Annotated in this window: 13 protein-coding genes and 1 tRNA gene; 3 read left to right on the top strand and 11 right to left on the bottom strand. The window is 49.9% G+C overall.

The window, feature by feature from the left end:
- Window positions 1-4: 4 nt before the first annotated feature.
- The 11 genes from QM529_06360 to QM529_06310 all read right to left on the bottom strand — a co-directional run bounded on the left by QM529_06360 (window position 5) and on the right by QM529_06310 (window position 10,122).
- Window positions 5-80 (bottom strand) — tRNA-Phe (locus QM529_06360).
- Between the two features lie 64 nt (window positions 81-144).
- Window positions 145-1,290, bottom strand: a complete 1,146-nt coding sequence (locus tag QM529_06355) for a hypothetical protein (protein ID MDI9314277.1) — start codon at window positions 1,288-1,290, stop codon at window positions 145-147.
- 30 nt (window positions 1,291-1,320) lie between these two features.
- Window positions 1,321-2,577, bottom strand: a complete 1,257-nt coding sequence (locus QM529_06350) for an argininosuccinate synthase (protein ID MDI9314276.1) — start codon at window positions 2,575-2,577, stop codon at window positions 1,321-1,323.
- Between the two features lie 87 nt (window positions 2,578-2,664).
- The gene (locus QM529_06345) at window positions 2,665-3,036 is read right to left on the bottom strand and encodes an iron-sulfur cluster assembly accessory protein (protein MDI9314275.1); all 372 of its coding nucleotides are present in this window, start codon (window positions 3,034-3,036) and stop codon (window positions 2,665-2,667) included.
- A 60-nt stretch (window positions 3,037-3,096) separates the two neighbouring features.
- Window positions 3,097-4,107 carry a glycosyltransferase family 10 gene (locus QM529_06340; protein ID MDI9314274.1) on the bottom strand — a complete coding sequence of 337 codons (1,011 nt, stop codon included), beginning with the start codon at window positions 4,105-4,107 and terminating at the stop codon, window positions 3,097-3,099.
- A 28-nt stretch (window positions 4,108-4,135) separates the two neighbouring features.
- Window positions 4,136-5,032 carry a hypothetical protein gene (locus QM529_06335; GenBank protein ID MDI9314273.1) on the bottom strand — a complete coding sequence of 299 codons (897 nt, stop codon included), beginning with the start codon at window positions 5,030-5,032 and terminating at the stop codon, window positions 4,136-4,138.
- A 22-nt stretch (window positions 5,033-5,054) separates the two neighbouring features.
- On the bottom strand, window positions 5,055-6,167 hold the full coding sequence (locus tag QM529_06330; GenBank protein ID MDI9314272.1) for a UDP-galactopyranose mutase: 1,113 nt from the start codon (window positions 6,165-6,167) through the stop codon (window positions 5,055-5,057).
- 12 nt (window positions 6,168-6,179) lie between these two features.
- Window positions 6,180-7,340, bottom strand: a complete 1,161-nt coding sequence (locus tag QM529_06325; protein MDI9314271.1) for a glycosyltransferase — start codon at window positions 7,338-7,340, stop codon at window positions 6,180-6,182.
- 6 nt (window positions 7,341-7,346) lie between these two features.
- On the bottom strand, window positions 7,347-8,006 hold the full coding sequence (locus QM529_06320) for an ATP-binding cassette domain-containing protein (protein MDI9314270.1): 660 nt from the start codon (window positions 8,004-8,006) through the stop codon (window positions 7,347-7,349).
- Entirely contained in the window at window positions 8,003-9,682 is a 1,680-nt protein-coding gene (locus tag QM529_06315) for a hypothetical protein (protein MDI9314269.1), read from the bottom strand. The genes QM529_06320 and QM529_06315 overlap by 4 nt, the downstream gene beginning before the upstream one ends.
- 122 nt (window positions 9,683-9,804) lie before the next feature.
- Complete coding sequence (locus QM529_06310) at window positions 9,805-10,122, bottom strand: FYDLN acid domain-containing protein (protein MDI9314268.1); 318 nt, start codon at window positions 10,120-10,122, stop codon at window positions 9,805-9,807.
- A 64-nt stretch (window positions 10,123-10,186) separates the two neighbouring features.
- Here QM529_06310 and aroA point away from each other — a divergent pair, with 64 nt between their 5' ends.
- From aroA to QM529_06295, 3 genes are all read left to right on the top strand, one after another.
- Entirely contained in the window at window positions 10,187-11,548 is a 1,362-nt protein-coding gene (gene aroA, locus QM529_06305) for a 3-phosphoshikimate 1-carboxyvinyltransferase (protein MDI9314267.1), read from the top strand.
- 71 nt (window positions 11,549-11,619) lie between these two features.
- Window positions 11,620-12,756: a DUF4115 domain-containing protein gene (locus QM529_06300; GenBank protein ID MDI9314266.1), complete on the top strand. Its 1,137-nt coding sequence runs from the start codon at window positions 11,620-11,622 to the stop codon at window positions 12,754-12,756.
- Window positions 12,757-12,902: 146 nt separating this feature from the next.
- Window positions 12,903-14,225 (top strand): hypothetical protein, encoded by a 1,323-nt coding sequence (locus QM529_06295; protein MDI9314265.1) that lies wholly within the window; start codon window positions 12,903-12,905, stop codon window positions 14,223-14,225.
- Window positions 14,226-14,228 lie beyond the last annotated feature (3 nt).

Below are 14,228 nucleotides of genomic sequence, written 5' to 3'. Positions count from 1 at the left end.
AAAATGGTGGCTAGGGAGGGAATTGAACCCCCGACACAAGGATTTTCAGTCCTCTGCTCTACCGACTGAGCTACCTAGCCACAAAAATAATGCCAAACGGATATGTTTCCCCTATGCCCAATTTCTCAACCGATTTCAAGGTTTTTATCGGCCTGTTGCTATTTTTTTGTCCTTGTCCTGTTTTATCCGGTTGGTGATTTTTTTATGAGCGCGAAATTTTTTATGACCAACCTCGTCCGGGTTATCGGCAAAACCAACCCGCAACCATAGGGTGGCGCAAAAAATTGGCGCGTAGGCAAATAAAAACCACAGGTAAGAAAAGGCTGGATAACGTTGCCATAGGTAGGCCGCCGGGTAAAGCCACAGCAAGCTGTAACCGCCATGATACAACAATATCGCCCAATGATTATTATCATACTTGCGTAAAATTTTTTGGAAACCAAAAACATTATGCGCCAACCAAAATTTTTGCCGCCGCAGGGCAAGGGTGATAATCGTCACAATCGAGTCGGTAAAAAATATTGCCCCCAATATCAGCCACAGGCCCAGGGCGCGGGCATCGCCCACATGCACCTCGCCCGTTTTTGCATTGCCATGGGCCGATTGCCACATCATCGCCACCAATAAAAACCCCAAGGGGAGCGAGCCTGTATCCCCCATAAAAATACGCGCCCGCGGCCGATTCCACCAAAAAAAACCAATCAAGCTAGCGGCAATTGCCAACAAAAAATATTGCTGATTTGTTTGATGTAAAAAACTATCACCATCGGCAAACAACCACGCGCCAAGCAACATAACAAACGCCCCTAAGGTAGCATGGCCGTCACTGCCATCCATGAAGTTAAAAAAATTGATGAAGCCAACCGAAAACACCATCCACAATATAAAATTGGTAATCGGCCAATGTTGGTCGGGAAAAACATATTGTAAAAAGGAAAAAACCCCGCGCGGCGGTGGCAAGGGCATATAAAAATACAAAACAAAAAAAACAAACCCGGCCTGAATAATGAATTTTTTTAAAAAGGAAATGTCGTATTTATCATCCAAAAATCCCATGATTGTAAAAACCATCAAGCCAAAGGGCAACCACCAAGCCAATTGCAAATACATCGCCGCGGCGATAATCGGCATCATGATAAAAATACCGCCGCTGGTGGCTATCGGCCGTTCGTGGGCGTCGCGCCCCTTTGGGTATTTTAACAACCCCAAGGATTCTGCGTTTTTTATCAACCACCAGCCACCGCCGCAACTCGCCAAAAAAGACAATAAAAACAAAATACTATAGGTCATGCTTGGTGCGGTTACGCGGTAATTATTCGATTATTGATTATTGCGCCGCGCCAAATTTTTTAAGCGCAAGGCCTGTAGCGCAATAAAACCCTTGGCGTCGGCTTGGTTATAATCGCCACGCCCGTCAAACGTCACCTGGTTAGCGCGATATAAACTATTGGCCGATTCGCGCCCCAGGGTGATGATGTTCCCCTTGTAAAGGCGAAGGGCGACCCGCCCGGCGACCAGGGCTTGCGAGGTATCGATAAGGGCCTGCAACATCTCGCGCTCGGGGGCAAACCAAAAACCATAATAAATCAACTCGGCGTATTTTGGCATGATGCTGTCCTTCAAATGGGCGGCCTCGCGGTCAAGCGTCAAGGATTCAATTTCGCGATGGGCGTGAAGCCATATGGTGCCACCCGGTGTTTCGTAAACGCCGCGCGATTTCATGCCAACGAAACGATTTTCCACCATGTCGAGTCGCCCCACCCCATGCTTGCCGCCGAGGCGATTCAATTCGGCTAGCAAACTTGCCGGCGATAATTTTTTGCCATTAACCGCCACCGGGTCACCGGCGACAAAATCGATGGTGATATCTTCCGGCTTATCGGGTGCATCCTCTGGCGCGGCGGTGCGCGAATAAACTATCGACGGCGCGGCAACATTGGGATCTTCCAAAATTTTTCCCTCCGACGAAATATGCAACAGGTTGGCATCCTGCGAAAATGGTGCCTCGCCCCTTTTATCCTTGGTGATGGGGATTTGGTGTTGTTCGGCATAGCTAATTAACTCGGCGCGGCTGTTCAAATTCCATTCGCGCCACGGGGCAATGACCGTAATATCGGGGTGCAGGGCGTAATAGCCCAATTCAAAACGCACCTGGTCGTTGCCCTTGCCCGTTGCGCCGTGCGCTACGGCATCGGCACCAATTTTTTTGGCAATATCGATTTGTTTTTTGGCAATCAACGGCCGCGCGATGGAGGTGCCCAGCAGGTAGCGCCCTTCATACAGGGCATTGGCGCGCATCATCGGCATGACATAATCACGCACGAATTCTTCACGCAGATCCTCGACAAATATTTCTTTCACGCCGAGGGTTTTTGCCTTAGCCGAGGCCAAAGCTAACTCATCGCCGCCATCGCCACCGATAGAACCATTGTTGTCTTGCCCCAAATCGGCGGTGAAGGTCGCGACCTCCGCCCGATAATTTTCCATCAACCATTTTAAAATGACCGAGGTATCCAGCCCGCCCGAATAGGCCAGCACAATTTTTTTTACATTTTTATCGCCGATTTTTTGATTCATAACCAAAAGCTTTACATATTGCCATCGGCAATGTCTAGTGGCGTGAATGCCCGTTTCAATAATATGCCGCGCCCTATCGGTGCGGTGCTACACCATGAAGCTCTCGCCGCAACCACAACGGGCTTTTTCATTGGGGTTTTTGAATTGAAAACTGGCGGAAAATTTATCCTCGACCCAATCCATTTCGGTGCCGATTAAAAACATGGTGGCGGCCGGGTCGATGTAAATTTTGACCCCCTTGTCCTCGATAATTTCCTCATGCTGTTTTGGCGCGTCGGCATATTCGACCTCGTATGATTTGCCCGAACAACCGCGATTGGCCAGGCTTATCCGCACCGCCGAAATTTTTTCCGGCACCGCGGTTTTTTTGGTCGCGCTGGCGGCGATGACCTCGGGGTGCGACACCAGGTATTTAATACGCCCGGCGGCACGGTCGGTGATGGAGATAATCGGTTGCATGGCCTGATAATAATCCCTTTGCGCCCCAAAGTCAAGGTTGCGCAATTTGCGCCCTCACCATCACGCGGCGGCGGTTTGGGTTACCTGCAACAGCCCATTGGCAACAAACAACCGCAATAGGGCGGGATAGATATTTTCCTCCAACATTAATTTTTGCTTGTTGGTCTTAATCGTTGCCTGTTGATTTTGCCATTGGTTGTCGGCCATGGTTTTTTTAATTAGCGCAATCGCGCCGGCCGGGTCATTTATGTCAAGCATGACTATCGATTTTTTATCAAAATATTTTTCGATGTTGCGGCAACCGGCGTAAAAAATAAAACATTCGGCCAACAAACCATCGGCCAATTTTTCGGTCCAATAATCATCGATAAAGCTATTTTCCAGCGCAATGTGATAAGGGTAATGAAACAAACCATCCAATTTGTCTTGCAATGGGCGGCGACCCTGGCCAAAAATATCGAGTGGCAAATCGCTCGCCGCCAAACCATCAACAAATCGATTGCGCACCGCGTGGCCGGGAATCTGCGGCATGTTTTTGGTCGAGGTAATAATCGACACCCGATTATTGGTTTTGGTCGGGGAATAGGCCAAGCCTTGCCAATCGAGGGTCGGTTGGGCTTTGACGTCACCCCCGCCCTGGCCTTGACCCTGGCCTTGACTCTGGCCTTGACTCTGGCCTTGCCCCTGCCCCGGGTTATGGTCGCGGCGCACGCCATACCACCATTCCAAACAACCATGGTGGTGAACCCACGTGCCATCATAATCAGCCGGTTTGGGATGTTGCGACACCACCATGCCAAATTGTTTAACAAATTCTGGCGGGTAGCGGTCGAAAGCCTCGGTCACCAACAACACCACCTGGCGGCGCGATGCAACCTCGATTTTTATATTCTGCGGCGGGTAATCATAGACCACTACGATGTCGCTCTGCTCGACCTTTTGGTTAAATACAAACCGCAACCCCTTCCACATGGCCGCCATTTTATCATCGGCCATGGTGTGCACCGGTGCCTGGCGCAAAAAACACGCCACGGCCGGTTGGTGAATGGTCAAGATATTGATGCGCGCCATGGTTATGTTGGGGTTTTAGTTGTTCCCGCTATTTCATTACCAAATGTTCGCGCGAATTTTCAACCCTGTCCTTATGCACCACCAACGTATCGTCCGCGTTGCGGTTGCGTTTTATAATGCGGTTGATTTTGCCAAAATGGTGGATGATTCCCAGCCGTTGCGCATACCACAAAAACAACAATTCAACGCTCCAACGGGTTTGCCAATCGGGTGTCGGGAAACAGGCAGGGGTATCGATAAACATCGCCTGAAAATTGGCGGGGTCCATAATCGACATTAATTTATCCATTGCGCCCGGCGTGGTGAGATAAAAAACATCCATCGAACCGGGTAAAAAACGTTCGTAATCCTTGCTATGCAGGCTATCAAAAGCGGTGCGCACATATATCCACGACGGAAAAAACATCGCGGTGTCGTCGCACATCTTAAAAAATGGCAGGTAAGGTTCGATGACAAATGGTTCGAGCAAGCCGATATCTGGCCGCGTGCGGATGATAAAATCGTAATGGGTGCCATGTTCGGCCTGGTATTGGCGCATGATGCTGTGCGCCTGGCTTTCGGTATAAAGGGTGTTCCACACCGCCTGAAGGGTGAAACCACCAAAACCATCACCCCCCAATTCTTGCGGTCGCGGCGGGATAAGAAACCCATCAATTTTTGGCAGGGCTTCCTCGCTGTCGATGGTGATGGCCTTCGGCTGATACATGGCCATAATCTTTTGCCCCATGGTGTCATCAACCGCCTGCGGGGCTTGGCCATCGCCCATGCCCATGTTGCCATGCCATGAGCGGTTTTGATGTTCGGTTTTATCCCAGGTGTGAATAAAAACATCGCAATCGTAACGGTCGAGCAAATAACGCCGCAACAATGGCGCGCAAAATTCAAATGTGCGCAAATGCCCCGAGATTTCCACCGCGATTTTCATACAACCACCTCAAAGCCTATTCCTAATGTTGCAAAAAATTTTCGGCGCATTCCATCGCCGCCAATATGGCCTTATCCATATCAAGATATTGAAAACTGCCCAATCGGCCAAGGAAAATAACCTTCTCCTCCCGCTTGGCCATGGCCTGATATTGCTCGAGCATTTTATTGCCCGAAACCAAATTGACCGGGTAGTAGGGAATGTCGTGGCGCTTGCCGGTTTTGCTATATTCCCGCGCGATAATCGTGTCGGCGATAATTTTATCGGGAGAAAAATGTTTATATTCGGTAACGCGGGTGTGGTCGCCACGCGGCGAGCAATTGTTCATCACGGCGCAACCTTGGAAATCGGTGTCTTTAAAAAATTCTTTTTCAAACACCATGGTGCGATATGGCAAATCGCCGTGGGTGAAGTCATAAAATTCATCCAACTTGCCAGTGTAAAAAACATGGTCGTAATGGGCTATCATTTTTTTATCAAAATCGGTTTGCAATTTTACCTGCACCCCCGACGCGTCGAGCATTTTTTCGACCATCGGGGTGTAACCATCGACCGGCATAACCTGCACCGGGTGGTTAAAATACCGGTCGTCAAAATTAAACCGCAGGGGCAGGCGTTTTAAAATATAGGCCGGAATTTCGGTCGCCGCCACGCCCCATTGCCGTTCGGTGTAATGTTTAAAAAACTTTTCATAAAGCCTCATGCCCACCATGCTCAGGGCTTGCTCCTCAAAATTTTTTGGCTCCTTGATTGCTTCCCGTTCGCTGGCGATTAAATCCATCGCGGCGCGCGGCGATAGCTCCTTGCCATAAACTTGGCATATCGTCAGCAGGTTAATCGGCAAGGAATAAACCCCGTCGTGCATGGCCTTGACCGTGTGGCGATAATCATAAAATGTAGAAAATTGTTTTACAAATTCAAACACCCGCATTTGGTCGGTGTGAAAAATATGCGGGCCATAAACATGGTCCATAATGCCGTGCGACATTTCGGTGTGGCAATTGCCGGCGACATGGTGGCGTTTGTCGATAACGGTGATATCAAATAATTTATCACCGCCATTTTTGTTTGCCAACAACCGTGCCACGGTCGCTCCCGAAACCCCCGCGCCGACGATAAGAATTTTTTTTGTCATGTTGATAATCGCTTAACCCCGCCATGTTGTTTGCAGGTTTTCCATTTCATTTTTCATACCAACATCGGTCATCAGTTGTAAAATCCTTTCTTTGACCGGCGTGACGATTGTCTTGCTGACGACGGGAAAGGCGACATAAACCTGATAAAACAAGTGATAAAATGGCGGCGATAATTGGCCGACCTCGCATTGCAGCTTGGCCAGAAAATCCACCACCTGTTTTTTTACATTGTCATTGGGTAAGATATTGGCGGCGGCATTTATCATCTGCTCGATACAAAAGGCCGTTTCCCGCAACAAATCATTATTTTTTTTGTGGGCGGTTTGCGACAACAGACCGAATAATATGCTGGAATAATTATTGATGATTTCCTCCGGCGCATGGCAATATTGCTTGACCATGGCTATGGTTATATCCTCGGGGCGCAGGTTATCAAAAATATCGGGCATGCCCGCGCTGACCTCGCGGTGATTCAATTTTAACAAAACGGTCAGCAACGACATGTCGCGCCATAATTCTTTGGTGGCTTGCGTGCCGTGCGAACGATAATGAAACAATACCTCCGCCAAATTGGCAAAACGATAACCAGCGCGAATCAGACGTAACCATAAATCCAAATCCTCCGCGCTAACAAATTGTGTGCGGTAACCAGCTATTTTTTTTAACGCGTCGGCGCGCATCATCACCGTCGGGTGCGCCATGCCCGATATGCCGTTGATGGTGTTGGCAACAATTTCATCGTGGTTTTGCATGCAACGAAACCCATGCTGGAGATTGCCCGCCTCGTCCACCCGCATCATGTTCGTGCCCAGCACCGCGACATCGGGGTGTTGTTCGAAATAGGCCAATTGTTTGGCAAACCGCTCGGCCAGGGAAATATCATCGCCGTCCATCCGCGCGATATATTGGCCACTTGCGATAGTTATGAGGTGATTCAATTTTTGTGGCATGAAGCGCGACGCGCCGTTTTTTTCGTGGCGGATTCGTTTGTCGCCTTGTGCGTAATCATCGGCTACCTCGGTCGCGCCATCCGTCGACCCCGTGGTGTCAATCAGCAATTCGATATCGCCAAATGTTTGGTTGAGAATACTATCAATCGCCGCCGGCAAAAACCGCGCGCCGTTGAAAACCGGCATGACAACCGAAATAACAGGTGAATTTTTTTTATCCATCGTGGTTTATTCCTTTAGCAGAATAATCTTGCCCAACGCGTCCTCGCGCTGGTGGGTCACCATTATCATCGGGATTTTTTGCTTGCTAACTATATCGACCACAAATTTTTTCATCGCGCCGCGTAATGTTTTATGAAGCGCGGAAAATGGCTCATCCAACAGCAACAATTTTGGCTCGGCAAGGATAAGCATCATCAGCGACAGGCGGGCGACCTCCCCCCCCGATAATGTCGTTGTGTTTCGTTTTTCAAACCCAACCATCTGGCATTGTTGCAATGCCCAGGCAATTTTTTTCACGCGGGTTTTTTTGTCGTATTTTTTGGGAATAGCCAGCGACAGGTTTTCTGCCACCGACAAAAAGGGAAAAACCACCGGCTGTTGCGCCATATAGGCAACGCGCCGTTGATGGCTGGGCACGCCGCGTAAGTTGCTACCATCGAGCAGAATCTTTCCCCGACTGACAAACGAATCTTCTGCAGAACCACCCGCCGTCAGCAACCCGGCAATATCGAGGAGGAAAGAGGTTTTGCCAACCCCCGACCGGCCCATCAGGGTAAGAATATCGGCGTTGCCCCTGCCCCCCGCGTGGCCAACCGACAGGTTTTTAAAACCCAGCAATTTTTTGCCCGCCAATAATAATTGATAATCGATAAGTTGCAACATCATTTCCCCCTATCATAAATCGTCGAAAGACCATAGGCGATGCCATAACCCGCCATCGGCAAGATTAATAACCATAGGGAAACCATCGCCAACAATGCGTTATCCCCCGAAAATTCATAGGCCACCAACAACGTCGTCATGGTGTCATGCCCAGCCGCCAGCATAAGGTTTGGCGTGTAAAGCGACAGGCTGACCGCGAAACTTAAAGCGATGGCAAACAACAATGGCCGCCACAATAATGGCAGGACAATACGAAAAAAAACCCGCCAAGACGTCAGGCCAATTGCCCGCCCATGGCGGAGCATGTTTTGCGGTATCTTGCCATAGGGCGCGTCGAGCAGGAGCATCGCCAGCCCCAACCCCAAGCCAACATGAATCAACAACAACAGGCCTAATTTTACAACCAACCCGCCGCCCAATAAAAATGACAACATATTGCCATGCAATGATAAAATAATATCCGGCAAAAACAACGGCAACAATAAAATATAATTGGCGTTAATCGGGCGAATTTTTCTGGCCAAAAAATTGCGCGGCGCAGTAACCGGCGACATAACCATCGCCATGGCATTGTTAAACCGCCACCATAAAAAAACAAACACCGCGACAATACTAGATATTGCGCCCAACAGAAAACTATTAAAAAAACCCGTCGCCAAGACATGCGCCTCGCCCGAAAAAAAACCCGCGCCGCGCCGCCAGGCTTCCATCGCCAAGCCAACCACCGACAGCAATAACAACCCACCATGCGCCGCCAAGCCGGCGAAGGTCAAACCAAACCCCATGTAATAAATCCTATTCAAACTTGCGATGGGCAGGGACAGCCCCATCCACCATTTTTTTAAGTTGGCGCAGATGCTGGCCAATAACAAAAAAATCGCCACCAACCCACCGTTGGCCAACAACAACCAAATGGCAAAGCCATGAAGTTCATTATTTTGCAAGGCCGATGCGGTTTGCATGCTGTTGAGCAATAACAGGGGGAAAGATGGCGGCGCGTTCGGCCCCATAAAAATGCCGGCCTCGACATTATTAAAAGCAAACAACAGGCTTAATAAACATGGCCATTTTATTTTCGGCCACAATAATGGAAAATCGATTTTTAAAAACCGCGCCACGCCACCCAACCCGAGCGATGACGCAAACCGCCGATAATTACCATTGATATTATCATAGGCGTTAAGCATAACCAGCAACAGGAATGGGGTTTCCTTTTGCACCAGGGCAATAACCTGATGCGCACCATTTGGGTTGGGAAAGGGGTTAAGCAGGGACAAAAATGGCACATTCGCCGGCCATAGATGCTGTGCCATGTTATAGAATCCATCCATCCCCACCAGCAATGTCAAGGGCGGCACCCCCAGCCAAAAAAAACAAAAACCGCGGCAAATAATCATCGCCCATTTATTGGTCGGCATGGTCATGGTCAACAACCCCGCCAAGCCAAAGGCCAAAGCAAATGTTATCACCGCGACTCGCAACGAATAAATCATGGCGGTAAAAAAACCCGGGCTTTTTATTGGGCCGGTCAACAGCCCCGCCATTGTATCACCGCCATGGTGAAGGATGGTAAAAAAACCAACCGCCAATAACAGGCATAAAAAACCCACCCAGGCGTAAAAACTGCCGCGGGCCAGCCAATAATTTATTGATAGATTGATTGGTTTCGCAAAATCCATAACCACTTATAAGCCATCGCGCCGATGTTGCGCAATAACCTTATGCAACCAAATGCTGTATCCCGCTATTAATAAATATAAAATTCAATCGAGCGCAAAAGCTATTGCTTGCGCGGCGATTGCTATTGCTCGCCGTCCGGATTTTCGGGGGTGGCGTCTGGCAAAACCTCTTCCCCGCCCAATTCGCTGGTATCTTCCAACACCACCGCGGCATCATCAACCATTTCTTCGCTACCTTCTTCCATACCATCCATGTTTTCTTCTTCCATGCCTTGGTAATAACTTTTCAAATGGAGCGATTCCAACGGGTTATGCATCGCGCCGCATTTCGGGCACACCGGGTCGCCCTCCTTACCCAGATTGTAAAACTTCACCTTTTCCTCGGGGGTTGAACAATGTGGGCAAGTAAATTTTTCGCCAATTTCGCCAGTTGCAAACATATTGTTCAACTATCACGCCAAAAACAATTTGTCAAAAGAAATTTTCGCAACTATAGCTTAAAACATGAAACTTATAAGTCAACGGGATGCAAACGGGGAAAAAAATGGCCTGCGCGGCACCCTAGGTAAAAATGATAAGGCCGCGTCGATGGGTGATAAATCAATTTCGCACCGCGCCCTGATGTTCGCCGGCATGGCGCGCGGCACCAGTCGCATCACCGGTTTATTGGAAAGCGAGGACACCCAGCGCACGCAAAAAACCATGGCGGCAATGGGGGTCATGGTCAAAAAAGACGGCGATGATTACCTTGTCGAAAGCCCGGGGTTCCTGGCCCTGCGCCAACCCAAAGAACCATTGGACATGGGCAACAGCGGCACCAGCGCACGGTTGTTGATGGGCATGCTATCGGGCACCGGCCACCATGTCAGCATGTTCGGCGATGAATCGCTGAGCAAGCGACCGATGAAGCGCGTCATCGGCCCCTTGAGCAACATGGGGGTTGAATTTACGGGCAGTGACAATGCCTTGCCCAATTTTTTACCCCTATCGTTTCGTGGTCGCCCGCCGCTTATCCCGCTTGATTACACCCTGCCAGTTGCCTCGGCGCAGATTAAATCGGCCATTTTGTTGGCGGGTTTATCGGCGATGGGCGACACCACGGTGTGGGAGCATAACATCAGCCGCGACCATACCGAGCGCATGCTCGCGTTATTCGGCGTGCCATTGCGCGAAACCATCAAGGATAATCTTCGCGGTGTTACCATCGGCGGCGGCACCGCGGTTTTGGAAAAAATAACCGGCAAGAATATTAATGTGCCGCGCGACATAAGCTCGGTTGCGTTTTTGTTGGTGGCGGCCTCTATTTTGCCTGACAGCGACCTGACGATTGAAAATGTCGGTCTTAACCCAACGCGCGACGGCATTATCGAAACCCTGTTAGAAATGGGCGCGGCTATAACCATCGATTACGACGGCTTCGCCGCTGGTGGCGAACCGACCGGCACAATTCGCGTTAAATCGGCGGCGTTGCAGGGCATCACCACCCCACCCGACCGCGCGCCACGCATGATTGACGAATACCCTATCTTAAGCATCGCCGCCGCCTGCGCCACCGGTGTTTCATTGTTCCAAGGGTTAGAGGAATTGCGGGTCAAGGAATCAAACCGCCTGGCGGCTATCGCCACCGGCCTTTCCGGTGCCGGCGTTGCGGTGAAAACCGGCGACGATTGGTTGGAAATCACCGGCCAGAAAAACATCCGCGGCGGCAATGTCATCGCCACCAACCTTGACCATCGCATCGCCATGAGTTTTTATATCCTCGGTTTGGTTTGTCAGGAGGCTATAACCATCGACGATGACCGGTCGATTGCAACCTCCTTCCCCAATTTTTTAAGCTTGATGAGCAGATTGTTAAATGAGCAATAACCATCACCTCAAGCTTGGCCGCAATTATCATCCTGCTTGTGGTAACCATGATAAAGTGCTAAAAAAAAATTATGAAGAAGAAGAAATTTGTCGACACCTTGGGCAGAGCCGACAACGATGATGGACAGCACCCAGCCGATAAAAAAATTCGTTGGTATGAACGATTAAGCGATCGTAATGTCGCCGCGGTTGGTAAAAAAATTGCCAGCAAAATAACCACCACCGCCAAAACCACGCTTATCAGCCCGTCGGGCAAAACGCCGACCGGTGTATTGAGCAAAACCTTAGCGGCCGAGGGGACCACGGTGTCATCCATCCTTACCCCCAATCAAAAAAAATACGCCGCCCTGTCGCCCGCGCAGTTTGGTTTGATTTTAAAAAAACGCCGCAAGGAATTAGGGTTGGAACATACCGATATTACCCGCGAATTAAAATTTCGCGAATCATTCGTCGACGCGTTGGAGGATGGACGTTATTACCTCCTGCCCAACCATTATTTTATCCGCGGCTTTATCAACCAATATGCCGATTTGCTTGACGTGCATGAGGATATTTATTTATCTTACCTCGCCGAGCATTTTCAGGACGAGGTCGCCATCAAACGTCTGTTGCAACTTAACGATATCACCACGCCGCCGACCTTTAACCTGCGCAAGGGTAGCGGTTACGTAAAGAAAAAAGCCAATTACAACCCGACCCACCTGACCGACCTGCTTAAACCAATATCGGTGCTGGTGGTCGCTGGTTTATTGTTCGGCGGCTATTATCTTTTTCTGGCGATTGGCCAAAAAAACCACGCGGGCGACGCCACCAACGGCGCGACGACGCCACACCTAGCGTTACGCGCCAACAACGACGTCTGGGTGCGCGTCACCGATGACCAGGGGAAAATCTTGCTCGAGGCGCAAATCGCAAAGGGCAAAACCATCACCCTGCCCAACCAAAATAACCTATCCCTGACCACGCCGGCCGCCAACAATATTTTGTTTATGTTAAATGACCAGGCCTATCGTTATGCCGACAACAATAATAACCTGCAAAACGTCAGCCTTAATATAGACAAATTGATGCCAAAATTAACCATCGCGCCAGTCAGCACCAGCGATACCCCAACCGATGGCAATGCGCCCGCCGCTGGAACACCAACCAATGGCGACAACGCCCCCGCCGTGCCGGCAACCGTGCCAACCACGCCCGCCAACCCGTAAAACCGCTTGGCGTAAATTGGCATAATTGGGCGTGGTGCGAACCGGTAAACCGGTTGGCAAACAAACAACCGCTCAACCCAAATGGCCAAATAGAAAAAAATAATAAATAACCATTCAAAGCGATAGAATATTGTTCGATTGTTTTTATGAAGCATTCCCCCGAAGCCGCCCCCAACATAACCATAGCTATCCCGCCACCCGTTCGGGCGATAATGTTGTCGCTGAATAAATTGGCACCGGTGCGCGTTGTCGGCGGTGCGGTGCGCGACCAATTATTGGCGCGGCTGGCAACGTCGACCCCCGCCACGCCGCAAGCCAACGTAACCGGCGAACAATCGATGCAACAACTTACAGCGCAACATTACGACCTGGCGATTAAAACAACGCCCGATGAATTAAAAAAACACGCCGAACAATTTGCCGATTGGCGATTGGTGTTGGATGGTTTCGCCCACGGCATCATTCGTATTATAACCCAGGGTATCATGGTGGAGGTTGCCTGCCTGCGCCGTGATGTTACGACCGACGGCCGCCACGCCACGGTTGCGTTTGGCGGCGATTGGCCGGAGGACGCGGCGCGGCGCGATTTCACCATCAACGCCCTTTATGCCGACGCCGCTGGCGTGGTCAGCGACCCGCTGAATATCATCGGTGATTTTTCGCCCCTGACATTGCGTTTCATTGGTTCCGCCGAAAAAAGAATTGCTGAGGATTATTTACGCATCCTGCGTTATTATCGATTTTTGGCCACCCTGCCCGATGCGGCCTTTAACCATGACGGCCGAAAAATTATCATGCAACAACGCGCCGGTTTGGCAAAAATATCGCGCGAGCGCGTCGGCATGGAATTGCTAAAAATTTTATCATCGCGTAAATCGCCCGCCATAATAACAATGATGCAGGCTGATGATATTTGGCAAGTGCTTAATATTTCGCCCGATATGTCGTTGATAAAAAAAATAACTTCCGACATTTTGCCCGACAGCGAAAAAAATACCGCGCAACTTATCGACGCCTGGCCCAGCCACCGCCGCGCGGCATTTTATGCCTTGATGTTAGAGGATATAGAAAACAACGTAACCAACATACAAAAAAATTTCTCATCCTTTGCCTGGCCGAGGGAGGTCAACCAATTGCTGGCAACCTATCGGTCAGCGGATAAAACACTCGATGGTTTTGCCTTTCATTATTATCACGGCGGCGACGCCTATCACCTATTTTTACTCTGCCAATTATTGGCCGATAAAATAACCTCGGCGCAATATCGGGAATTATCAACCATGCCCCAACCGGTATTTCCCCTGGCCAAGGCGGGCGATGAATTATTGGCGCGGGGTTTCACGGCGAAGGATTTTTCCGCCGTCATGCCGCGATTAGAAAAAAAATGGTTGGCCAGCCACGGCGCATTAACCAAGGATGATTTGTTGAAAGATGTTTTTGGTGAAACGCACGCTAAAATAACGAAGTGATAG

This window comes from Hydrotalea sp. (assembly GCA_030054115.1).
Classification (GTDB): domain Bacteria; phylum Pseudomonadota; class Alphaproteobacteria; order JASGCL01; family JASGCL01; genus JASGCL01.
The sequence above is the reverse complement of the archived record's forward strand: the minus strand, read 5'-3'. Positions and strand labels throughout refer to the sequence as shown.